The sequence below is a fragment of the Streptomyces sp. NPDC014623 genome, from assembly GCF_043088245.1.
Lineage (GTDB): Bacteria > Actinomycetota > Actinomycetes > Streptomycetales > Streptomycetaceae > Streptomyces.
The window spans coordinates 15,882-36,760 of sequence record NZ_JBIBZU010000016.1 but is presented as its reverse complement, the minus strand read 5'-3'; the positions used below and the strand labels follow the sequence as shown (position 1 = coordinate 36,760).

23 protein-coding genes are annotated in these 20,879 nt (G+C 70.4%); 9 read left to right on the top strand and 14 right to left on the bottom strand.

The annotated features are described in order from the left end of the window. The first annotated feature begins 56 nt into the window (after positions 1-56). Entirely contained in the window at positions 57-1,688 is a 1,632-nt protein-coding gene (gene lnt, locus ACF1FZ_RS24365; RefSeq protein WP_391775514.1) for an apolipoprotein N-acyltransferase, read from the top strand. Between the two features lie 9 nt (positions 1,689-1,697). Further along, the gene (locus tag ACF1FZ_RS24360) at positions 1,698-2,177 is read left to right on the top strand and encodes an NUDIX domain-containing protein (RefSeq protein WP_391775513.1); all 480 of its coding nucleotides are present in this window, start codon (positions 1,698-1,700) and stop codon (positions 2,175-2,177) included. Positions 2,178-2,228: 51 nt separating this feature from the next. On the opposite strand, the gene ACF1FZ_RS24355 is transcribed toward ACF1FZ_RS24360, so the two are convergent. The 11 genes from ACF1FZ_RS24355 to rpmG form a co-directional block, all read right to left on the bottom strand. Continuing rightward, entirely contained in the window at positions 2,229-3,614 is a 1,386-nt protein-coding gene (locus tag ACF1FZ_RS24355; protein WP_391775512.1) for an MFS transporter, read from the bottom strand. 259 nt (positions 3,615-3,873) lie between these two features. Continuing rightward, positions 3,874-4,314 (bottom strand): transposase, encoded by a 441-nt coding sequence (locus tag ACF1FZ_RS24350; RefSeq protein ID WP_391775511.1) that lies wholly within the window; start codon positions 4,312-4,314, stop codon positions 3,874-3,876. Between the two features lie 11 nt (positions 4,315-4,325). Beyond that, positions 4,326-5,081 (bottom strand): class I SAM-dependent methyltransferase, encoded by a 756-nt coding sequence (locus ACF1FZ_RS24345; RefSeq protein ID WP_391775510.1) that lies wholly within the window; start codon positions 5,079-5,081, stop codon positions 4,326-4,328. A 75-nt stretch (positions 5,082-5,156) separates the two neighbouring features. Next, on the bottom strand, positions 5,157-6,362 hold the full coding sequence (locus ACF1FZ_RS24340; RefSeq protein ID WP_391775509.1) for an aminotransferase class V-fold PLP-dependent enzyme: 1,206 nt from the start codon (positions 6,360-6,362) through the stop codon (positions 5,157-5,159). A 5-nt stretch (positions 6,363-6,367) separates the two neighbouring features. Continuing rightward, complete coding sequence (locus tag ACF1FZ_RS24335) at positions 6,368-7,687, bottom strand: pyridoxal-phosphate dependent enzyme (protein ID WP_391775508.1); 1,320 nt, start codon at positions 7,685-7,687, stop codon at positions 6,368-6,370. After that, the gene (locus ACF1FZ_RS24330) at positions 7,677-9,155 is read right to left on the bottom strand and encodes a Y4yA family PLP-dependent enzyme (protein ID WP_391775507.1); all 1,479 of its coding nucleotides are present in this window, start codon (positions 9,153-9,155) and stop codon (positions 7,677-7,679) included. Before ACF1FZ_RS24330 ends, ACF1FZ_RS24335 begins: the two co-directional genes overlap by 11 nt. Before the next feature lie 249 nt (positions 9,156-9,404). Continuing rightward, on the bottom strand, positions 9,405-9,707 hold the full coding sequence (locus tag ACF1FZ_RS24325; RefSeq protein ID WP_391775506.1) for a hypothetical protein: 303 nt from the start codon (positions 9,705-9,707) through the stop codon (positions 9,405-9,407). A 198-nt stretch (positions 9,708-9,905) separates the two neighbouring features. After that, positions 9,906-10,148, bottom strand: coding sequence for a 30S ribosomal protein S18 (gene rpsR, locus ACF1FZ_RS24320; RefSeq protein ID WP_391775505.1), 243 nt, complete (start codon positions 10,146-10,148; stop codon positions 9,906-9,908). A gap of 43 nt (positions 10,149-10,191) precedes the next feature. Next, positions 10,192-11,346, bottom strand: a complete 1,155-nt coding sequence (locus ACF1FZ_RS24315; RefSeq protein WP_391775504.1) for a CobW family GTP-binding protein — start codon at positions 11,344-11,346, stop codon at positions 10,192-10,194. Next, the gene (locus ACF1FZ_RS24310; RefSeq protein ID WP_391775503.1) at positions 11,346-11,600 is read right to left on the bottom strand and encodes a type B 50S ribosomal protein L31; all 255 of its coding nucleotides are present in this window, start codon (positions 11,598-11,600) and stop codon (positions 11,346-11,348) included. Before ACF1FZ_RS24310 ends, ACF1FZ_RS24315 begins: the two co-directional genes overlap by 1 nt. 49 nt (positions 11,601-11,649) lie before the next feature. After that, a complete protein-coding gene (gene rpmG / locus ACF1FZ_RS24305) occupies positions 11,650-11,814 on the bottom strand; it encodes a 50S ribosomal protein L33 (protein WP_033303001.1) in 165 nt (54 codons plus the stop codon). Positions 11,815-11,883: 69 nt separating this feature from the next. Between rpmG and rpmB the strand changes: the two genes are divergently transcribed. Together rpmB and rpsN are read left to right on the top strand one after the other, a co-directional pair. Continuing rightward, positions 11,884-12,120 carry a 50S ribosomal protein L28 gene (gene rpmB, locus ACF1FZ_RS24300; RefSeq protein ID WP_391775502.1) on the top strand — a complete coding sequence of 79 codons (237 nt, stop codon included), beginning with the start codon at positions 11,884-11,886 and terminating at the stop codon, positions 12,118-12,120. Next, positions 12,120-12,425 carry a 30S ribosomal protein S14 gene (rpsN, locus tag ACF1FZ_RS24295; protein ID WP_391775501.1) on the top strand — a complete coding sequence of 102 codons (306 nt, stop codon included), beginning with the start codon at positions 12,120-12,122 and terminating at the stop codon, positions 12,423-12,425. The genes rpmB and rpsN overlap by 1 nt, the downstream gene beginning before the upstream one ends. 1,268 nt (positions 12,426-13,693) lie before the next feature. Here rpsN and ACF1FZ_RS24290 read toward each other — a convergent pair. The 3 genes from ACF1FZ_RS24290 to ACF1FZ_RS24280 form a co-directional block, all read right to left on the bottom strand. Next, positions 13,694-14,869, bottom strand: a complete 1,176-nt coding sequence (locus ACF1FZ_RS24290; RefSeq protein ID WP_391775500.1) for a GTP-binding protein — start codon at positions 14,867-14,869, stop codon at positions 13,694-13,696. Between the two features lie 6 nt (positions 14,870-14,875). After that, on the bottom strand, positions 14,876-15,046 hold the full coding sequence (gene rpmF, locus ACF1FZ_RS24285; RefSeq protein WP_359414710.1) for a 50S ribosomal protein L32: 171 nt from the start codon (positions 15,044-15,046) through the stop codon (positions 14,876-14,878). A gap of 267 nt (positions 15,047-15,313) precedes the next feature. After that, a complete protein-coding gene (locus ACF1FZ_RS24280; RefSeq protein ID WP_391775499.1) occupies positions 15,314-16,513 on the bottom strand; it encodes a hypothetical protein in 1,200 nt (399 codons plus the stop codon). A gap of 86 nt (positions 16,514-16,599) precedes the next feature. On the opposite strand from ACF1FZ_RS24280, the gene ACF1FZ_RS24275 reads away from it, so the two are divergent. From ACF1FZ_RS24275 to amiA, 5 genes are all read left to right on the top strand, one after another. After that, positions 16,600-17,577 carry an ABC transporter substrate-binding protein gene (locus ACF1FZ_RS24275; protein ID WP_391775498.1) on the top strand — a complete coding sequence of 326 codons (978 nt, stop codon included), beginning with the start codon at positions 16,600-16,602 and terminating at the stop codon, positions 17,575-17,577. A gap of 104 nt (positions 17,578-17,681) precedes the next feature. After that, positions 17,682-18,815 (top strand): FecCD family ABC transporter permease, encoded by a 1,134-nt coding sequence (locus ACF1FZ_RS24270; RefSeq protein WP_391775635.1) that lies wholly within the window; start codon positions 17,682-17,684, stop codon positions 18,813-18,815. Then, positions 18,812-19,819 carry a FecCD family ABC transporter permease gene (locus tag ACF1FZ_RS24265; RefSeq protein ID WP_391775497.1) on the top strand — a complete coding sequence of 336 codons (1,008 nt, stop codon included), beginning with the start codon at positions 18,812-18,814 and terminating at the stop codon, positions 19,817-19,819. The genes ACF1FZ_RS24270 and ACF1FZ_RS24265 overlap by 4 nt, the downstream gene beginning before the upstream one ends. Before the next feature lie 19 nt (positions 19,820-19,838). Beyond that, positions 19,839-20,660, top strand: a complete 822-nt coding sequence (locus ACF1FZ_RS24260) for an ABC transporter ATP-binding protein (RefSeq protein WP_391775496.1) — start codon at positions 19,839-19,841, stop codon at positions 20,658-20,660. A 58-nt stretch (positions 20,661-20,718) separates the two neighbouring features. Continuing rightward, positions 20,719-20,832 carry a streptamidine family RiPP gene (amiA, locus tag ACF1FZ_RS24255; protein ID WP_241270818.1) on the top strand — a complete coding sequence of 38 codons (114 nt, stop codon included), beginning with the start codon at positions 20,719-20,721 and terminating at the stop codon, positions 20,830-20,832. Positions 20,833-20,879 lie beyond the last annotated feature (47 nt).

Sequence of the window (20,879 nt, the reverse complement as noted above, 5' to 3'; positions counted from 1 at the left end):
CCCTGCCGGCCGGAGCGGCTGCCGCCCGCACGGCCGCTCACCGTAGACTCCGGCAGGTGAGCGCCACCGTCATCACCGCCGAACCGCAGCCCGCCCCCGTGCCCCGCAGCAGGAAGCTGTGGCCGCGGCTCGTCCGGCCGGCCGCAGCCGTGCTGTCCGGGGCACTGCTCTACGCGAGCTTTCCGCCCCGGCCCCTGTGGTGGCTGGTGCTCCCCGGCTTCGCCCTGCTCGGCTGGGTCCTGACCGCACGCAGACTGCGCGCGGCGCTGGGCCTGGGCCTCCTCGCGGGTCTCGGCTTCATGCTGCCGCTGCTGCACTGGACGGGGGAGGAAGTCGGTCCTGTTCCCTGGCTCGCGCTCGCGCTCGCCGAAGCGCTGTTCATCGCCGTCGGCTGTGCCGGTGTCGCCGCGGTCTCCCGGCTGCCGTACTGGCCCGTCTGGGCAGCCGCTGTGTGGACACTGGACGAGGCGCTCCGGGCCCGCGTCCCGTTCGGTGGCTTCCCCTGGGGAAAGATCGCCTTCGGCCAGGCCGAAAGCGCGTTCCTGCCGCTCGCCGCACTGGGCGGCACCCCACTGCTCTCGTTCGCCGTCGTGCTGTGCGGCTTCGGGCTCCTGGAAGCCGTCCGGCAGGTCCGCCGCCACCGCACCACCGGCACCGTGCCCCGCTCCGGCGTGGTCGCGGCGGCCGTCACCGTGGCCGCCCCGGTCGCTGCGGCGCTGGCCGCCCTCCCGCTCGTGGACGACTCACCCGAGGACGGCACCGCCACGGTCGCCGCGGTCCAGGGCAACGTGCCGCGTCTGGGACTCGACTTCAACTCCCAGCGCCGGGCCGTCCTGGACAACCACGCGAAGAGGACGGAGCAGCTCGCCCAGGACGTGAAGGACGGGAAGGTGCCCCGACCCGACTTCGTCCTCTGGCCGGAGAACTCCTCCGACCTCGATCCGTACCGCAACGCCGACGCCCGCGAGGCCATCGACCGGGCCGTGCGGGCCATCGGCGCCCCCACCGTCATCGGCGCCGTCCTCACCCCCGACAGCGGACCTCTGCGCAACACCCTGATCGAGTGGGACCCGGAGGACGGCCCCGTGGACACCTACGACAAACGGCACATCCAGCCGTTCGGTGAGTACATGCCGATGCGGTCCGTCGCGCGCGTCTTCAGCGAGGACGTCGACCGGGTGCAGCGGGACTTCGGCCCTGGCGGCGAGGTCGGCGTGTTCGACCTCGCGGGCACGAAGGTCGGGCTCGTGACCTGCTACGAGGCCGCGTTCGACGGCGCCGTACGCGATACCGTCAAGGACGGCGGACAACTGATCGCCGTACCGAGCAACAACGCGACCTTCGGGCGTAGCGAGATGACCTACCAGCAGCTGGCGATGAGCCAGGTGCGGGCGGTCGAGCACGGCAGGTCCGTCGTGGTGCCCGTCACCAGCGGCGTCAGCGCGGTGATCAGGCCGGACGGCACGATCGTGCAGAAGACGAAGATGTTCACTCCGGACGCCCTGGTCGACGAGGTTCCCCTGCGTTCCTCCCTGACCCCCGCCACCCGGCTGGGAACCCTGCCGGAGGGCGTTCTGGGGCTGCTCGCGGTGGCCGGCCTCGGCTGGGCGACGGCACGAGCGGTGCGCGCGAGGCAGGGGCGCAAGGAGCTGGTGACCGGCACGGAGAACGGTCCGGCCGCCCCGTAGTCTCGTCGCATGGCTACTCCAGACTTCATCCGCGACATCCGTGCCACCGCCGGACACCAGTTGCTTCTGCTGCCCGGAGTCACCGCGGTCGTCTTCGACGACGAGGGCAGGGTGCTGCTGGGCCGGCGCTCGGACACCGGCAAGTGGTCGGTCATCGGCGGTATCGGCGAGCCCGGTGAAGAGCCCGCGGCGACGGCGGAGCGCGAGGTGTACGAGGAGACGGCGGTGCGCTGCGTCGCGGAGCGGGTCGTGCTCACCCAGGCGCTGAAGCCGGTGCAGTACGCCAACGGCGACCGTTGTCAGTACGTCGACATCACTTTCCGCTGCCGGGCCACCGGCGGCGAGGCACGGGTGAACGACGACGAGTCGCTGGAAGTCGCGTGGTTCGACGTCGACGCGCTGCCGCCGCTGAGCGAGTTCGCACTGTTCCGGATCAAGCAGTCCCTGACGGACGGCCCCACCTGGTTCGAGCGCACCCCCGAGGCCTGACGGGCCCGGCTCCCCGGCACGCGGTGGGGGCGGGCCCTCCGGCCGGTCGTGTCAGCGCGTACGGGCGTCGGCCGGCCGCGTCGCGGCATCTGTGGCCTGCCGGTCGTCCGGCTCGATGTCCGTGAGGTCCCGGCTCCTGGTCTCCTTCGCGCAGATGATCGCCAGCACGGTGAGGAGCGAGGCGGCGATGACGTACAGCGAGATCGGTGTCGAACTGCCGAAGTCGGCGAGCAGCGCGGTGGCGATGAGGGGCGCCGGGGCACCCGCGGCGACCGAAGAGAACTGGGCGCCGATCGACGCGCCCGAGTAGCGCATCCGCGTGGCGAACATCTCCGAGAAGAAGGCCGCCTGCGGCGCGTACATCGCACCGTGGAAGACGAGCCCGACCGTCACTGCGAGCAGCAGGCCCCCGAAGCTCCTGCTGTCGATCAGCGCGAAGAACGGGAACATCCACAGCGCCACCCCTATGGCGCCGACCAGGTAGACGGGCCTGCGCCCCACCCGGTCGGACAGTGCCCCCCACAACGGGATCACGGCGAAGTGCACGGCGGATGCGACGAGTACGGCGTTGAGCGCCGTCTGCTTGCCCAGTTCCGCGGAGGCAGTCGCGTACACGAGGATGAACGCGGTGATCACGTAGTAGCTGATGTTCTCGGCCATCCGCGCGCCCATGGCGATCAGCACATCGCGCCAGTGGTGCCTCAGGACAGCCACCAGAGGAATCTTCTCGGCGGGGGAGGAGTCCGCCTTGCGCTGCTCGGCCTGGGCCAGGGCCGCCTTGAAGACGGGGGACTCATCGACGGAGAGACGAATCCACAACCCCAGAATCACCAGCACACCGGAGAGAAGGAAGGGGATCCGCCAGCCCCATGACTCGAAAGCGGACTCCGGCATCAGAGCGGTGAGGGCGGAAAGCACCCCGGTCGCGAGCAGCTGTCCGGCGGGCGCACCCGTCTGGGGCCATGACGCCCAGAACCCACGCCGCCTCGCATCTCCGTGCTCCGACACGAGCAGTACGGCGCCGCCCCACTCACCACCGAGGGCGAACCCCTGCACCAGGCGCAGGACGGTGAGGAGGACGGGCGCGGCGGAACCGATGCCGGCATGCGTCGGCAGGAGCCCGATGGCGAAGGTGGCGCCACCCATCATCAGCAGGCTCAGCACAAGAAGCTTCTTGCGCCCGAGCCGGTCGCCGTAGTGCCCGAACACCAGGGCGCCGACGGGGCGTGCGGCGAAGCCCACGGCGTAGGTGAGGAAGGAGAGAAGGGTGCCGACGAGCGGGTCGGACTCGGGGAAGAAGAGTTTGTTGAAGACCAGCGCGGCAGCGGATCCGTAGAGGAAGAAGTCGTACCACTCCACCGTGGTCCCGACGAGGCTCGCGGCGACGATCTTCTTGAGGGAGCTGGGTGGCGTCGGGGAGGGTGTTGCGGCGGCCATGTGCACCACTTCCAGGCATGTGCGGGGACGTTTCGGTGTCGCCATACCGTAGGAAGGGGCAGGTCAGGGGCGTATGTGGCGGGACACCATAGTTCGGGTGGGCCGTGTACGCCCGGCCTCCATGGTCTGCTGCGGTGACCCTGGCGAAGGTCTTCCGAAGTGGATAGGGAAGGCGCTCAGAGAGGCCTTCCAACGCGTGGTCCAGCGGTTGCGGTCCTCGCCTGCCGGGCCCAGGGGCACCGGCGCCGGGAGACGCGCCTCATGGCGGCCTGCTCGTTCGGGAAGTGCCCGCGAGCGCGTTGGCCGTGCAGATGGTGCGGCGGATCTGGGTGCCGGGGCGGAGGAACGGGGTGGGCTTCCCCCGGGCTTCGCCCGGGGACCCTCGCGCGGGCGTTCTCCCGGAGCCGGACGGCCGCCGGGTGCTTTCCGGCCCCATGGTGCCGGTGGACTCGGCGAGCCGGTCGAGGGCGGCTTCCTCGGCCGGCGCCGTGCAGACCGGCTTCAGGAGACCGGCGGTCCTGTCCCCGTCCTGGCGGGCTGCACAGCGGAAGGAGCTTTGCGGCAGGTGGACCACGCAGGTCCGCACGATCGTCCGCGGCCAGACCCTCTCCACCACCTCGGGCGGATCCTTGAGCCCGGCTCGGACCGGCATGAGGACGGCGTTCACGCCGCGGTTCTTGATCTCGGTGAGGATGTGCATCCCCCGCGCCGCTACTGCCGGATGGCGACGAGGACGTAGCTGTTGCCCACCTGCCAGACCGGGCTCGCATGGCCGAAGCCCGCTTCGGCCAGCAACTCGACGTGCCGACCGAGCGTGACGGCGCAGTCGGCGTGGAGGAAGCCTGGTTCACGGCGTTCCGCGCACAGCTCCATCAGCTCGGGATCGTTCTCGACGGCGGACCACCACGTCTCCCAGTCCTCGTGGTCGAAGGCGTGCCGGCGCTCGGCCCGGCGGACCCCGACGAACTCTGCGATCTCGGCGAACCCTGCCCCGTCCTGTGACAGGTGATCCGCGTTGATCAGCACGCCGCCGGGCCGCAGCAGGGCTGTCAGCTCGGCGTAGGTGCTCCGCAGGACTCCTTCGGGCAGGTAGTGGAGCGCCGTGGTGGACACGACCGCGTCGACCGGTCCCCCGAGGTCGAGGGCGCTCGTCCAGCCCTCCTCACCGATCACCGCTTCGACGTACCGGGCAGCGTTCGGATGGCGGGCGCGAGCGAGCGCCAGCAACAGCGGGTCCATGTCGACGGCGACGATCTCGGCCTGCGGCAGGCGCTCGATCAGCCGTGCGGGCAGCGAGCCGGGCCCGCATCCCAGATCCAGCACGCGAGGGGTCCCGTGGCCGGCCGTCACGTGTTCCACGACGTCCGCGACCACGGTGAAGCGCTCTTCCCGGTCGATCGCGTACCGCTGCTGCTGCCGCTCCCAGCGGTCCACCCACAGCTGGGCCGTCGACATGCTCACGCTCATCTTGCTGTACCACCTCTACGCGTTCGGTTCCGCCGCTGCCCCCGAATCTACAGGTGAAAACGATTATCACCGGCACTAACTCAGCTCGGTGAGTACCTCCAGCAACCGGTCTACCTCGTGCCGGCTGTTGTAGGCGTGCAGACTGACCCGTACGGAGCTGCGGTTCTCACCGGCCCGGCCCTGGCAGAGGCTGTCCGCTCGCACCATGAACCCGTGGCTGAAAAGGATGAACCCCAGGTCGGCCGAATCGATGTCCCGGTGCCTGAACGTCACGATGCCGTGCCGCTGTTGCACCGAGGACCCCTTGGCCAGACTCAGTTGGCACCCCACGACGTGGTACGGCGGCAGCGTGCGCAGTCCGTCCGTGAGCCGGCTGGCCAGCTCCACGGTCCAGCGTTCGATGCGCTCCACCCCGGCCCGGTCCAGCCAGTCCAGAGCGGCGTGCAGGCTGGCGATGCCGACGGTGTTCGGTGTGCCGCCCCAGCCGCGGGGCGCGAACGGAGCCCCGCGTACGCCACGGGACCAGACCGCACCGGTGCCGGGCAGCGCCAGTGCCTTGTGACCGGAGAAGACGGCGAAGTCGACATCCAGCGCCTTCATGGAGACGGGGAGGTGGCCGACGCTCTGGGCGGCGTCCATGCAGATCACCGCATCAGGTCCCACCGCCCGGCGGATCCGGTGCACGTTCATGTCCCCGCCGTAGACGTGGTGGACGTGGGTGACGGCCACGAACCGCGTCCGGGAGGTGACGAGCCCGGCGAGCCGGTCCGTGTCGTAGTCGCCGGAGGAGGCCTGGTAGGGCATCTCCCGGACCGTGACACGAGTGCCCTGGCGGGCCAGTGACTCGACCGCCTCCAGCCAGGGCGAGAGATTCGCCTCGTGATCCGCGAACGGAAGGATGATCTCGTCCCCGTCGCGCAGTTCGTGGACCAGCCAGTCCAAGGCCACCAGGCGTAGTCCTTCGGTGGTGCCACTGACGAAGTGCACGGCCGAAGTGTCCGGATCCGGGTCTCCGAGGAAGGTCTTGACGCGCCGCCCGGTGTCCTCGATCAGGCTCGTCGTCCTGTTGGCCCACGGGTAGGTACCGCGCCCCGCGTTCGCGTTGGAGGTCGTCAGGTACTCCTGGACCACGTCCAGGACGGCCTGCGGCTTCTGCGCAGTGGCGGCACTGTCCAGATAGGCCAGACCGGGGTGGCCGGCCACGATCGGGAACTGGGCACGGAGGGCACTGTGCCAGGCGGCCAGGTCCTCCGCTTCCGTGGCCGCCGCGTGGCCGGGCACGGGCGTCACTCCCGCACCAGCGGTGCGCCGGCGTCGCGCCAGGCGATGATGCCTCCGGCGAGGCTGCGCACGTCCGGATGGCCCATGCGGGTCAGGAGGGCCGCGTACTGCAGGGACCTCTCGCCGACGGGACACGCGAGCAGCACCGGCTGGGACTTGCTGAACGGCAGGCCTCCGCGGACGAGATCCTCGAACAGCTCGTCAACGATGTTGATCGACCCCTCGATGTGCAGGGCCGCATAAGCGTAAGGGCTGCGCATGTCCACGACGAGCGGCCTCTCCTCGGCCATCCACTTCTGCGCCTCGGTGACTCCCACGGCAGCGGTCGCGTGCAGATCCGCGGGGGACACGGACGTGGCGGAATTGTTCCGCGGCCGCCGGCCCAGGAGTTCGGGACGGCGCTTCCTGATGTAACTCAGATAACTCTCGACGCGGTCGCACACGATGAACACGGCTGTCGCGGGCTCGGTGAGCTGCGGCCCGATGTCCCGAAGGTGCCGGACCGCCCCGGAGTAGGCGGCTCCGCCGGTCGGTCCGGCCAGAATTCCGCACCGCCGGACAAGCGTCAGCATTCCGTCGATGGCTTCGGAGGAGGTGACCTTCTCGATGGTGTCGTAGGTGAGGGGATCGAAGATCCCTACCTCCTGCACCTCGTCGATGTTCCTGATGCCCGGGATGAAATCCGACTTCTCCGCGACGAGCCCGACCACGGCGACCTTCGGATTGTGTCCCCGTAACGCGCGCGCCACACCGGTGGAGGAGCCGGCGGTGCCGACACCGGAGACGAACCAGTCCGGGGCCCGGCCGTCGAGATCCGCCACGATCTCGGGACCGGTGCCGTTCTCGTGGGCCTCCGGGTTGCGGGCGTTGTAGTACTGATCGGTGTGGAGGTAGGTGCTTCCCGGTTCGTTGAGGCTGCGGTGGAACAGGGTCAGAGGATCCTCCGCGTCCGTGGGATCGAGGCATTCGGTCTGCCCCGGCAGCTCCTCGATCTCGGCGCCCAGCAGGAGAAGCATCTCCTTCACTTCCGGAATCCTGATCCGGTTGGTGACGCTCTTGAATCCGATCCCGTGCATCCCGGCTATGGCGGCAAGCGCTTTGGCGGTGTTTCCGCTGGACAACTCGACGATCTGGCTCCCCTGTTCGACCGCCGAGGCGAGGCCGGGCCGGACCATGTTCCATGCTGCCCGGTCCTTCAGCGAACCGAAAGGGTTGCAGAACTCGAGCTTCGCGTAGAGGTCGATGTTCTGCAGGCCGTGGACGTGAGGGTCGATACGCACCAAGGGTGTGTCACCGACGGTTTCGATGATGCTGTCATACCTCATGTGCGTCGTCCTCTGCGGAATGTATGGGCCAGTACTGATCGTCGAGACGCCACTGCCAGCCGCCGGAACCTTGCTGAACCGCCACCTTGCGGGCGAGGGGGTGTTGCTGAGCGCGGTGCGCGTTGAAATCCATGCAGTACCCGGCTGTGTTGGGGAACGCCAGAAGGTCGCCCGGGGCCGGCAGGCGGCGGAGGAAGACCAGCCTGCGCGTGATGAGGTCGGACTCGAGGCACAGATTGCCGTGGAGGTGTACGCCGAAGGATTCCGCGGAGCCCGCTTTCGCCTCCCAGGGCTCGCCCCGGTGGAGGACGACCGGGTCCAGGAGGATGCCGTGTTCCTCGAGGGCGCAGTCGTCGGCGTTCATCGCCAGGCGTATCGAGTGCGTGCCGTCCGGCTCGAGCCGCGTCTCCAGCACGCGTGCCAAGGTCAGCCCGCACTGGTCCAGCAGGGCGCGGCCCGGCTCGATGCACAGGTCGTACAGGTTCTCCAGGAGCAGGGTCGCCAGCGGGCCTCCGAGCGTGGGGGCGGGGCTGCGCAGGAGCTCGTCCAGGTAGTCGGCCCCGGCGAGCGGGCGATGGGAGGGGTAGAGGTCCAGGCTCCCGCGGAGGGTCCCCCCCTCACTGCTCAGCCCGTACGTGTGGCCGCGCCAGGCCAGAGCCCCGCGTCGGCCCATGGCCGCCAAGGTCAGCTGGCTGGTGTAACGCTCCCACTGGGCTCCGTCGGCGAGATAACTGACCCCGAACCCGCCCCCGGCGTCGATCACCCGCGGACGCATTCCACGGGCCCGGCATTCGTCCATGGCCTGTACACAGCCCTCCAGGGCGAGGGCCTTCTCCTCGAGGCTGGTGGTGTCGAGGTGGTAGGAGACGCCGATGACCTCCACCGCGTCGTGGTGCCGCTCGCAGGCATCCAGCAGACCGGTCAACTCGGCTGAGGGGGAGCCGAACCGGCTGCGGCGGCTGAGGACTTTCGCCGCCGTGCCGGAGAAGTCCGACAGCCGCAGCAACACCCTCACCGGGGGCAGCCCGTGGCGGCGCACCAGCGCGGCGAGTGAGGCCAGTTCAGCGTGTCCCTCGACGTTGACCGTGACGCCGGTGCGTGCGGCCAGCCAGAGGAACTCCGGCTCCTTCGGCCCCGTCGCACCGATGCGGTCAGGGGTGAACCCGCAGGCCAGTGCATGCTGCAGTTCGCCGAGCGAGGCGACATCCATGGTCGCGTCGGTGGTCGCCAGCCGGCGTACCAGCGCGCTCGACCGGTTGGCCTTGTGGGCGAAGGAGATCTCCCCCTCCAGGTGATGGCGGCGGTACACGGACCGGAACCGTGCGACGTTCGCGGCGATCCGGTCCGGAACCACCACGTTGAGGGGTGAACCCAGCCCGTCCACGAGGCCGTGCAGCAGGCGGGAGGCCGCCAGTAAGGACTTCAGGGGTGGTTCGAGCTTCGGGTCCAGGAACAAAGGGGAAGCCACCAGCGGCACTCGCCTCTCAGCGGGGCAGCGACAGGCTCGACTGTCGTGTGCACTGGTCGGCGCGTCGCCACAGGTGATGGGTCGGCTCGGCAGGATGATTGTCGTATCCATGATGTCCAGGCCGAGCGGCCTCCATGCCTGCTTCGTGCATGAACGTGACGGCGACAGGCGCCGGTACGGAAGTCCGCACCGGCGCCTGTCATATGCGCGGATGTCACCCGTTCGGCCGAGGCCGGCGGGAAGGGCCGGTCAGTGGTCGTCCCAGTGCCCCTCGTGCGAGGCGTGCCGATGGCCGTCATGGACGTAATCGACGTGGTCCTCGTGCGGCACGGCGACATGGCCGCAGTCCTGTCCGTGCCGGTGCTCGTGCGCTTCGTGGACCGAGTGCGCCGGATTCACGCACTCGTCCACGTGGTCCTCGTGGGCACGGTGCAGGTGGTTGTCGTGTGCGTAGTCGATGTGGTCCTCGTGCGGGATCGCCACGTGGCCGCATCCCGGGGCGTGCTGGTGCGTGTGCGCGGGATGAGGGCGGTGCGCCGTGGTCGTGGACATCTCGCTGACTCCTTCGCCGGTTCGCTGTCCTGGAGGCACCGGACGCACCCACCGGAGGGAAAGAGCGGACATGTCCGGCATATCTCGCAGCATATGCCCGTCCAGGTGCGGGCACCTCCGGGCGTGCCGCCGGAGCTTCGGATCAGCACTCGGAGCCCTCGGACGTCACCTGTCGTGACGACTGTCCCGGTTCGCGGATCACTTGCCGGAAGCGGTGTACGGCAGCAGCGCCATCTCGCGTGCGTTCTTGACCGCTGCGGCGACCTGCCGTTGCTGCCGGGCGCTGATCCGGGTGACCCTGCGGCTGCGGATCTTGCCCCGGTCGGAGATGAACTTCCGGAGCAGATCGGTGTCCTTGTAGTCGATGTAGGTGATCTTCGCCGCGTCGAGGGGGTTCGGGCGGTCCTTCGCGGGCTTGCGGGGTTCCTGGCGTCGGGCCATGGGTCTTTCCTTACGGGGCCGGGTGTGCGGGTGTGTGAGGCGGTCAGTGGGCCGGGTCGAGAAGTGCGTCGAAGGCGGCCGGCAGGTCCTTCCACGCCGTGCGGCCCGCTTCGTACTCGCCGTCGGTCAGCAGGCAGGAGTCCAGCAGAGCGGTCAGCCCCTCCCGGTCGAGGCCGGGTGAGACGAAGACCAGGTGCTGGCAGCAGTCGCCGTGCTCGGGGTGCCAGTCCAGTGCGGCGGCCGCTCGCCGGACCGGCGGAACCATGTCCCATGCGGCATCCGGCAAGGACGCGAGCCAGGGGCCGTTGCTCTCGACACAGAGCGCGCCCCCCGCCGCGTCCCAGGACAGGAGGGTGTCCAGGCGGTCGGCGAGCCAGAACCGGCCCCGGCTGCGGGCGGCCGCGCAAGCCAGGTCCTCCAGCGCGTCGTACAGGCGCCCGGGGTGGAACGGACGGTGCCTGCGCCACACGAGAGTGCTGACGCCGGCCTCCTCGGCCTCCTGGGGCAGCAGAGCGCAGGCGGGATGCTGGCCGGCGCCGGCCGCTTCCACGTCGAACCCCGCCAGGGCCAGCTTCGTCAGCTCCTTCGAACCGGCCGCGGCCTGAGGTGCGGTCGGGTGCAGCTGGCTGATCAGTGCCCGGTCCTCCTCGTCCCCCCGGCCGTCCTCCACGAGGGCGACTGCCGACGCGTACTCCAGCTGCCGGGCCCAGGTGTCACCGACGGTCCGCTGGTCGGTGGCCGCGGCTGCCAGGCCCGCCTCGGCGAGGTCGTCGCCGTTGACGAGGTACGGCAGCACGAGGGCGGGATCGACGGCGGTGATCACACCGGTCACCTCGACCACGCCCTCACCGTGTGCGGCGATGACCTCGGCCATCGTCCTGGGCTCGACCGAGTCCCACAGCTCGACGACGGCCGTCCGGGTCGCGCCGTCGGCCGCCAGGCGCTCCAGTTCCGGCATCAGGTCCTCGCGCAGGGCGCAGCAGGCGCAGTCGTTCACCAAGGGAGCCTCGCCGTCGGCGAGTACTCCGGAGGTGTCTCGTACCGTCCGGCGCACCGTGCCCTTCTCCGCTGTCGCCAGGTCGTGGTGCAGCGCGACGCTGTGAGGCACGTCCCTCAGCAGCCCTTCCACGACCTGGTGGCGCGCGTCCGAGTGCAGCCCGCCGACGATCACGACGGGGAGCTTGTTCCTGTCCTCCATCACCGGCCCTCACGGCGGCCGTAGCGTCGCTCGAAGCGCTCGACGCGTCCTGCGGTGTCCAGGACGCGGGCGGTCCCGGTGTAGAAGGGGTGGCTCGCGGAGGAGATCTCCACGTCGACGACCGGGTAGGTGATGCCGTCCTCCCACTCGACGGTCCGGTCGCTTGTCAGGGTGGAACGGGTCAGAAAGGCGAAGTCGGCGGCCTTGTCGCGGAAGACGACGGGGCGGTAGGCGGGGTGGATTCCGGGCTTCATGGCGGTGTCCTGGGGGGTTCGGAGGAGGGCGGATGGGGGAGCGGCGGTGTCAGCGCTCTTCGCGGAAGTCGACGTGGCGCCGGACGAGCGGATCGAACTTCCGCAGCACCAGCCGGTCCGGGTCGTTCCGGCGGTTCTTTCGGGTGACGTAGGTGTAGCCCGTTCCCGCGGTGGAGCGGAGCTTGATGATCGGGCGTAGTTCGTTGCGAGCCATGCCGCTACTATATGGCAATGGTTTCCATTTTCAATATGGGGTCCGACCCGATGAGAGGCAGGTAACCTCGTGTCCGCCCACTGCCAACTGACCGGTGCACAGCCGGGCTTCGGCAACAAGATCTCCCACTCGCACCGGCGCACGTCGCGCCGGTTCGATCCGAACGTCCAGCGCAAGCGTTACTGGCTGCCCAGTGAGGGACGGCATGTGCGCCTGGTGCTGAGCACCAGGGCGATCAAGCTGATCGACACCATCGGCATCGAGGCGGCGGTCGCCCGCATCCGGGCGAGGGGAGTGAAGGTCTGATGGCCAAGCAGAGCAAGATCGCGCAGAACGAGAAGCGCAGGGCGACTGTCGCGCGGTACGCCGCCCGGCGTGCGGAGCTGAAGCGGATCATCCGAAGGCCCGGCACCCCGGAGGCCGAGCGGCTCGCCGCGGTCGAGGAGCTGCGCGGCCAGCCGCGCGACGCCAGTGCCACCCGGGTGCGCAACCGGGACAGCGTGGACGGTCGTCCCCGCGGTCATCTGCGGAAGTTCGGGCTGTCCCGGGTCCGGGTGCGCGAACAGGCGCATGCCGGCTTCCTTCCCGGAGTGACCAAGTCCTCCTGGTGACACCTCGCTGCTGATGGCGGGTGGTGGTGCGGCCGGTGAGCCGTGACGCCACCCGCCACCGGCAGGCTCCGCTCGTCGGGTCCGAGGCGTGCGCCGTGCGGTCGCGCAGGGGCGGGGGCGCATCCCGGGGAGAGGCGGCGTGTCTTGAACGGGGTTCGTTGGTCCCGGGGGAACGGAGCGAATGGCCCCACCTCTCGAATGGTCAGACGACCGTTCACCCGGAGCCCTGACGGCCTCTTCTCGCTCGCTGCGCTTGTTCGCGGACCGTCGGTCGAACATCTGGCGGCGCCAAAGCAACTCGGCGGGGTGGGGCCGGAGCTTTCCGGCGGAGACAGGTGGCGGGCGGTGGTGCGCGTCAGCCCCACCCGGCGGTCCGCCGGGGGTGTGGGTGTGGGTGTGCAGGTGAGGTGAGTCCGGTGCTTCAGCTGGAAATGGCCACCCTTTCAGTTGCGATGGATGCGGTCGCGGACGCGCGGACCGCCACTGTGGTGACGGGCCGCCAGAACCCCGGGCGTTCTTCGGGCGGCCCGTGTGCGAGGCGCCTCCGGAAAGCTGACGTGACCAGCAGCTGTACCCGCCCGCACGTGAGGAGGCGACGAGGGGCGCCGCCTCGCCGGCTGCCGTGTCCGATGGGACCGGACACCGCCACGCAGCGGGCCGGAGGTCCGAGGTGCTGGCCGTCTTCCAGGGCGACGGAGGGTTTTCGAGTGCTCAGGTCCTCCACGCGCCGACGGGTCAGCAGGGAATCCGCATCGGCCTCACCGCGGTGTACCGGGCGCTATCCGCTGCGGATGCGGAGGGGCGGCGGGAAGCGGTCTACGCGGGCAGCGGGCCGAAGGCGTACCGGCACCTGTCGCCGGCTCACGAGCGCCGCTTGACGTGCCGGAGCCGCGGAACCGTCGTCGTGTCGTCTCCCGGGTGCCGGGGGACCGGGGCGCACGGCACGGGCCTCGTCACGGGTCCGAGGGTGTGCGGCGCGCTGCCGCCGCGACAGGTACTCGCCGTGTCCGCGCGCCGGGCCACGCGAGTGGAGAAGGGCTGACAGCTTCCCCCCCTGCCTCGCCTCTGCCGGGTGACCTTCCGAAGCGTCACCGGCCTGCCGTCGCTCCACCCCGTTCGGCGGGAACCGGCGCTTCCGGGGGCTGCTCAGCGCTGTCGCCGGCGGCACTCCGGCGTCGGCCGATGTCCTGGCCGACGGGGCCCGCCTGTACACGGGTGCGGACCGGACCGGACGATGCCGTGGCTGCGACCACCGTCCGGTCCGGAGTTCAGCGGTGGGAGGCCACCGTGTCCGGGCGCTCGTGCTCACACGCGTCGTCGATGCCGTACGTGTCCCACTCGGGGAAGAGATCGGCCGCGGGCCGTGCCTCTCCCTCGGACATCAGGCACGCGGACAGGGCTTCATGGAGAGGCTCCGTGCGCAGGTCCGTGCCGATGAAGACCAGTTCCTGACCCTGCGTGGTCCCGGAATCACGTGCGCCGGACGGCTCGAAGCGGGCCACGGAGCCCGCCTGCGACCAGAGACCGGTCACCTTCGGCCGGCTGGCCAGCCAGAAGAATCCCTTGGAGCGCAGGACCTGTCCGTACCGGCCGCTGTCGAGCCCGTCGGTGACGAACCTCCACAGGCGGCCGGGATGGAAGGGACGCTCCGACCGGAAGACCGTGCTGGAGATGCCGTACTCCTCGGTCTCCGGCATGTGGTCCCCGTTGAGCTCACGCACCCACCCGGGGGCCTGCTGGGCCCGTTCCAGGTCGAAGAGGCCGGTACCGAGCACCTCGGATAGTTCCACCCGGCCATGGCGGGCGGGCACGATCCGGGCCACAGGGTTGAGGCGGTTGAGCGCGGCGTGGAGTCGCTCACGCTCTCGCTCGTCCACGAGGTCCAGTTTGTTGAGCACGATGACGTCGGCGAACTCGATCTGGTCCATGAGCAGGTCGCTGACCGTGCGCTCGTCGCCCTCGTACTGGTCGAGTCCGCGCTCGGCGAGGCCGTCACCTCCGGCCAGTTCAGGGAGGAAGCCGGCCGAGTCGACCACGGTGACCATCGTGTCCAGCCGGGCGAGATCACTCAGCGTCGCCCCGTCGTCGCGGGGGAAGGAGAAGGTCGCCGCCACCGGCATCGGTTCCGAGATCCCGCTGGACTCGATCAACAGGTAGTCGTAGCGCCCCTCACGGGCGAGCCGGTCCACCTCTTCGAGCAGGTCGTCGCGCAAGGTGCAGCAGATGCATCCGTTGGTCATCTCGACCAGGCGTTCCTCGGTGCGTGAGAGTGCCGCCTCACCCCCGCGCACCAGTGCCGCGTCGATGTTGATCTCGCTCATGTCGTTGACGATCACTGCGACCCGCAGGCCCTCGCGGTTGCCGAGGACATGGTTGAGCAAAGTGGTCTTTCCGGCTCCCAGGAAGCCGGAAAGCACGGTGACGGGCAGAAGGCCCTGCGTCATGAAGGATCAGTCCTCGGGGTGCAGGAGGCCGCGCTCGTACGCCTTCACCAGCCGCTGCGGCACCTGATGGACGGAGCCGTCGACCGTGACCGGCACGAGCTGAGGTGTCGTCGCCTTCCACTGGGCGCGGCGGTGGCGGGTGTTGCTGCGGGACATCTTCCGCTTCGGGACTGCCATGGAGACCTCCTGGGTCGTCGGGGGAGACGAACGCTATATGAAAATGATAGTCAATTCCAATTGCTTGTCGATCGCTGCCGGACGGCCGGTGGGAGGAGCGGCCGGGAGCAAGGGCTTCGTGGCGGTGCGGGCGTGCGCGGCCGCTCTTCTCCCCGTGCCTTGCGCCTTGCGCCCGGGCGGTGCCGTCGTGGCCGGCCGGGAGCGCCGGTCGTGCGTGCGGCCGGCTGGACGTGTTGCGCGGGCGGGGGTGTCACCTCGTGCGCCCCTTCAGCGCCCCACGGGGTCGCCGTCGGTGCCGTCCTCCCGGCCGCACATCATCAGGTGGCCTCCGTGGTGCAGGGGCGTGCCCGTCCTCAGGCGGGTCGCTTCGTGACCCGTCCGTGCGTCGAAGACATGCACTTCTCCGTGGCCGCCCCGTGTGACAGCCACCCAGTCGGAGCCGGGCGAGGCTGCCACCGCTCGGCGTTGGACGCCTTCCCACGGAGTGCCGCCGCGGCGCGGTGCGCCGTCCATGGCGGGAAGGGGGGCGCGGCGCGGCGTGTCGTCGGCGCCCAGGAGAACCAGGTCGTCGCCGTCGGGGTGGATGCGGGTGAAGGCCGTGTGGTCACGGGCGAAGGCCAGCCGGAAGACCAGACCCGGGCCGAGGTCTGCGAGGTGGGTGCGGCCGGTCGCCAGGTCGTGGCGCCACGCCTGGTTCGTCCAGTCAGGCCACCGCAGCGGATCCGGATCGCCACCGCGCAGCGTGGTCCACAACGCCCGCCGGCGGGTGTCGAGGCGTAGGTACCAGCCCCGGGCGGGTGACTCCCACGGAATGACCGCCTCGGCCACCAGTCCGCCACCCGTCCTGCGCGCCGGGTGCACTCCTTCGCTCGTGGCGGCGAACGTGCGGCCCGAGCGGGGGTCCTGTGCGTCGCCGTGACCGTCGTCGGGCAGCGGCAGGAGTGTGTCGGGCGTGACCGGAGGGCAGCCGGGCCGGGCCGTGAGCAGATCCGCGAACCGGTGGACGGCCAGCGCGCCGGGCTGCCGGTGCCGCAGTACGACGAGCGGGTCGTCACCGCCGAGGACCGTCACGCCTGGTTCACCCACACGTGTACGCACCCGTGCGGCCTCCCCGGTGGCGAGGTCGACGACCGTCAGGAGGTCCGACCAGGGCTCGGTGTTCTTGCCCAGGCCGGTGGTGACGGCCAGCCGGCGTCCGGAGGGGTCGCAGGCCAGATGCTCGGCCGGCACGGCCACCGGGACGGCGGCTTCCACGAGTTCGTCGCCGAAGGGGTTGAGTACCAGCAGTTCTCCCCGGCGTTCGTCGACACAGGCGACCCGTCCTTCGGGAAGGGCCAAGAACCCTGCGTGCTCGGAGATGTGACGCCCGGTGAGGTGTCCCGTGACGGTGCCGTCCGGCACGGTCAGCACGCTGACGGAGCCGGCCACGTGGTCGGAGACGAGCAGTGCGGGGGCGGCGGCGGGCATGTGTCCTCCAGCATTCCGGTCGAATGAAAATGATTATCATGTATCTTCGGTGCGTTCCAGGTTCCTGAGGAGAAGCGAGGGCTTCCATGCTGCGCGCACCGTCCAGATTCGTCCGTAGTTGGCTCACCGCGGTAGCAGTGGGTTCCGTCCTGGCCGGCTGTGGTTCGTCCTCCGACGAGGCCGTGAATGACGACGCGAAGCCCGCCCCGAGGACCGAGGTCACTGTCGAACCCATCAAGGCGACGACGGAGTTGACCGACGTCAACGGCGTCAAGATCTCTTTGGAGAAGGAACCGGAGCGCATCGTCTGCCTGTTCGCACTCTGTGATGACATCCTGACCGAGCTCGGCATCGTCCCGACGGCCACCAACAGTGCGCTGCTCCCTCACCCCCGCTTCCTCGGGGAGGCCAAGGCCGAGGAGGTCGACGTCATCCCCGGCGGGTTCATCGCCCCGGAGGTGGAAGCGATCCTTTCCCACAAGCCGGACCTCGTGATCGGCCTCGGGGACACCCATGGCAAGCTCACCCCGGCCCTGAAGGGCGCGACCACGTTCTGGGCCATGCAGCCCGAGACGTGGGAGGACAGCGTGGGTTACCTGCGCGACACCGCCGCCCTCACCGGCCGCACCACCGAGGGGGAGAAGGCGGAAAGGGTCTTCCGGGCCAAGCTCGCCGAAGCCGAGGAAGCCCCCAGCGACAAGACCGCCCTCATCATCTACGGCAGTGACGAGAACTTCGGCGTCGCGACCCCGGAAGGTGACGTGGCCGCCAGCCTGCTCCCCAAGATCGCCGATTACCCCTGGAAGTCCCGTGGTGTGGAGGGAAGTTACAGCCTCGAGGAGATCCTCGCCCGGGACGTCGACGTGCTGTTCGTCGAGACGATGAGCTTCGGTGGGACGGACGGCAAGCTGTCGGAGAAGCTGGCGAAGAACCCCCTCTGGGGCAAGATCCCGGCGGTGAAGAACGGCGACGTCCATGAGGTGGACGCAGAGGCGTGGGCCAAGGGACGCGGCACCCGCTCGCTGGGCATCGTGCTCGACGAGGCCACGGCCGCACTGCGGTGAAGGCGGCCCTCCTGACACCCGCTGCGGCGGGTCATGGGACAGACGAGGACGGCCGGAGCGCACGGACCGCACGGTCTTGGCAGCCTTTCCTGGCGATCGCGGTACTGGCCGTCACCTCGGCCTGTGCGCTCTGCCTCGGTACCCCGTACGTCCCACCGCATCGGCTCGTCGGTGTGGTGCTGGACGGAGACACCACGCTGGCCGGGATCGTCGTCAACGAACTCCGCGTCCCGCGCCTGGTGCTGGCGCTGATCGCGGGAGCCTGTCTGGGGGCGGCGGGACTCGTCCTCCAGGAGGCGCTCCGTAATCCTCTCGCCGTACCCGAGATGCTGGGCGTCTCGTCCGGGGCCGCGCTGGGGGTGGCCGCCCCGCTGGTGCTGACCCTGTCACTGCCCGCCGCGGTCCAGCCCCTGCTCGCCCTCGGCGGGGCCGCGCTCGGCGGTGGGCTGACCCTGCTCGCCGCAGGGCTGGGGCGCAGCCCGTCCGCGGTGCTGCTCACCGGTGCCGCGGTGGCAGCCGCGTTGCAGGCCGCGCTGCTGGTCCTGATGGTCATGGCGGACCAGCTGGACCTTCAGCTCATCTACCGGTATCTGCTGGGTTCCCTCTCCGGCCGGACATGGGAGGACGTCTCGGGTCTGTGGCCGTGGCTCCTCGTCGCGGTGCCCGCCCTCGTGCTCTGTGCGCCGGTGCTCTCGGTCCTGCGCCTGGGTGACGAGGATGCCGAGGCGCTGGGCGTGCGCGCCCAGCGTGCGCGGCTGGCCGCGCTCGCCATCGCCGTCGTGCTGATCGCGCCCGTCACGGCCGTGTGCGGACCCGTCGCGTGGGTGGGGTTCCTCGCCCCGCACCTGGCGCGATGGTTCAACCCTTCCGGGGGAGCGGTGCGCTGGCTTCCCTGGTCCGCCGCGTGGGGCGCCGTCGTCGTGACGGTCGCCGACGTCCCGGCCCGGCTGGCGCTGGCGCCCGTGGAGACACCGGCCGGTGCCTGGACGGCCCTGCTGGGGGTGCCGGCCGGGATCGCCCTGATGCGTTCCCGTCGCCGCGACCGGACGGCCGTGGGCGGTCGGACCGGAGTGGCCGCGGTACGCACGCCGGTGCCTGGAGCGCGCCCCGGCGCCCCTGGCGCGGCCGCCGGAGCACCTCGTGACGGAGGCCGGGGGAGCGGCAGCCGGGGAGAACCCGGCGGCCGCGGCACAGTGCCACCGCCCGACGGGGCGACTGGAACGGAGGAAGCGCGGTGAAGTGGCGTTTCGTGGCGCTGTCGGTTTCGGCCGTCGTGTGCGCCGTGCTGGAACTGGTGGCCGGGCGCGGCATGTCCCCCGGCGCCGTCTGGGACGTGCTGAGCGGTGGTGGCGACGCGACGGAACGTCACATCCTGCTTCAACTGCGGCTTCCCAGAATGCTGGTGGCCCTCGGCGCGGGTGCGTGCCTCGCCGTGGCGGGGCTGATCCTGCAGTCCGCGCTGCGCAACCCTCTGGCCGGGCCGGAGGTGACAGGCGTGACGCCGGGGGCGGTTCTCGGTGCGGTCACGGCCACGGCCCTGGGGCTCGCGGGGTGGGAGTCGCCCCTGGCCGTCGTCCTCGCCGCGTGCGCGGGCGGATGCGCCGGAGCGCTGCTGCTCTGGCTGCTCGTCGGCCGGGGAGACGGGGATCCCGCCCGGACCGCCGTGCACGGAGTGCTGGTTTCCGCGGTGCTCGGCGGGCTCACCGCCATGGTGCTGCTCGTGGAGCCGGGGGAGCTCGGGAGCGTTGTGCAGTGGCTGGTGGGAACGACGGAGGGCCGGGTGTGGGAGCACTGGCACCTGCTGTGGCCCTGGGCCCTGGTCTGGGGGGTCGCGGCGTGGCTGCTGACCGGGCCGCTGACCCTGCTGCGCTGCGGCGACGACATCGCCATGTCCGTCGGCCTCCCGGCCCGGCGGGCGCGGACCCTCGCCCTGCTGTGCGCCGTGGCACTGACGGCAGGGGCCGTGGCCGCGGTCGGAGCGCTGGGCTTCGTGGGACTGCTGGTCCCGCATCTGGCCGTGGCCGTCTTCGGCGCGGACCTGCGGGTGGGGCTCCCCGGTGCGGCCCTGCTGGGCGCGGTCGTGGTGTGCGGGGCGGACGCCGCGGCACAGCTGTCCTCGCGGCTGCTCGCCGCGACGCTGGATTCCGGGCGGCTCACACTTCCGGTCGGGGCGCTCACCGCGTGCTTCGGCGCCGCGCTGCTGCTGGTCGTAGTACGCCGTACGCCGAGCCGTACCTTCTGACACCGACGGAGGACCGAGCATGACCAAGTCCATGGGCATCCACATGGAGGATGTCCACTTCGGCTATCCCTCACGGCCCGTGCTGCGGGGCGTCGACCTGACCGTGCGGCCGGGCGAGCTGACGGCCCTCATCGGCCTCAACGGCTGCGGCAAGTCGACCCTCCTCCGGCTGGCCGCCGGGCTGCTGCGGCCCGGCCGGGGGCGTGTCCTGCTCGGCGGGGACGACCTCGCCGGGCTCTCCCGGCGGGCCACGGCGGCCAGGGTGGCGCTGCTGCACCAGTCGGCTCCCGCCGTACCGGGCATGACGGTCCGTCACCTAGTGCGGCAGGGGCGGTACGCGGCACGTGGCCCGCTGGGCATGCTGCGCGAGGGCGACGACCCCGTCGTGCGTCGGGCTTTGCGTGATGTCGGTGTGGAGCGGTGGGCCGACCGTGACGTCGACGCGCTGTCCGGGGGGGAGCGGCAGCGGGTGCGGCTCGCCATGGCACTCGCCCAGGACACCCGAGTCCTGCTGCTCGACGAGCCGACCACCTATCTGGACCTGCACCACCAGCTGGATGTGATGCAGACGGTGGTCCGGCTTCGGGAGGAACGCGGGCTCACCGTGGTGATGGTGCTGCACGACCTCGCCCACGCCGCCCGGTTCGCCGAGCGCATAGTCGCCCTGCGCGACGGTCGCGTGGTGGCGGACGGGACGCCGGGAGAAGTCGTCACACCGGGACTGCTGGCGGAGGTGCTGAACGTGGCCGGCCGGGTCGGCCGGGACCCCGAGGGCGGCTGGCCGGTGTGTTACCCAGATCACCCTCTTCCGGCTCTAGAATATGAAAATCAGTTCCATTAGTGTCACCGTTACGACGTTCACCCGAACGGCGTATCTCCCCTACGAACAAGGAGAGTTCATGGACAACGAGCAGGTCTTCGCGCCGATCGCCGACCCGGGCCAGCTGGCCCACGACTCGGCTTCCCACTCCAACGCGCTCGTCGAGAACCCCTTCGAGGACACCGAGGAGTAGCCGAGACCGGCCACTCTCGACCGTGGGTCCGCCCGTTGCCTTTCGGG

Coding starts and splice junctions, on each gene's coding strand:
- ACF1FZ_RS24360 (WP_391775513.1), top strand. CDS start 1,698: ATGGCTACTCCAGACTTCATCCGCGACATCCGTGCCACCGCCGGACAC.
- ACF1FZ_RS24355 (WP_391775512.1), bottom strand. CDS start 3,614: ATGGCCGCCGCAACACCCTCCCCGACGCCACCCAGCTCCCTCAAGAAG.
- ACF1FZ_RS24350 (WP_391775511.1), bottom strand. CDS start 4,314: ATGCACATCCTCACCGAGATCAAGAACCGCGGCGTGAACGCCGTCCTC.
- ACF1FZ_RS24345 (WP_391775510.1), bottom strand. CDS start 5,081: ATGAGCGTGAGCATGTCGACGGCCCAGCTGTGGGTGGACCGCTGGGAG.
- ACF1FZ_RS24335 (WP_391775508.1), bottom strand. CDS start 7,687: ATGAGGTATGACAGCATCATCGAAACCGTCGGTGACACACCCTTGGTG.
- ACF1FZ_RS24325 (WP_391775506.1), bottom strand. CDS start 9,707: ATGTCCACGACCACGGCGCACCGCCCTCATCCCGCGCACACGCACCAG.
- rpsR (WP_391775505.1), bottom strand. CDS start 10,148: ATGGCCCGACGCCAGGAACCCCGCAAGCCCGCGAAGGACCGCCCGAAC.
- ACF1FZ_RS24315 (WP_391775504.1), bottom strand. CDS start 11,346: ATGGAGGACAGGAACAAGCTCCCCGTCGTGATCGTCGGCGGGCTGCAC.
- ACF1FZ_RS24310 (WP_391775503.1), bottom strand. CDS start 11,600: ATGAAGCCCGGAATCCACCCCGCCTACCGCCCCGTCGTCTTCCGCGAC.
- rpmG (WP_033303001.1), bottom strand. CDS start 11,814: ATGGCTCGCAACGAACTACGCCCGATCATCAAGCTCCGCTCCACCGCG.
- rpsN (WP_391775501.1), top strand. CDS start 12,120: ATGGCCAAGCAGAGCAAGATCGCGCAGAACGAGAAGCGCAGGGCGACT.
- ACF1FZ_RS24290 (WP_391775500.1), bottom strand. CDS start 14,869: ATGACGCAGGGCCTTCTGCCCGTCACCGTGCTTTCCGGCTTCCTGGGA.
- rpmF (WP_359414710.1), bottom strand. CDS start 15,046: ATGGCAGTCCCGAAGCGGAAGATGTCCCGCAGCAACACCCGCCACCGC.
- ACF1FZ_RS24280 (WP_391775499.1), bottom strand. CDS start 16,513: ATGCCCGCCGCCGCCCCCGCACTGCTCGTCTCCGACCACGTGGCCGGC.
- ACF1FZ_RS24275 (WP_391775498.1), top strand. CDS start 16,600: ATGCTGCGCGCACCGTCCAGATTCGTCCGTAGTTGGCTCACCGCGGTA.
- ACF1FZ_RS24260 (WP_391775496.1), top strand. CDS start 19,839: ATGACCAAGTCCATGGGCATCCACATGGAGGATGTCCACTTCGGCTAT.
- amiA (WP_241270818.1), top strand. CDS start 20,719: ATGGACAACGAGCAGGTCTTCGCGCCGATCGCCGACCCGGGCCAGCTG.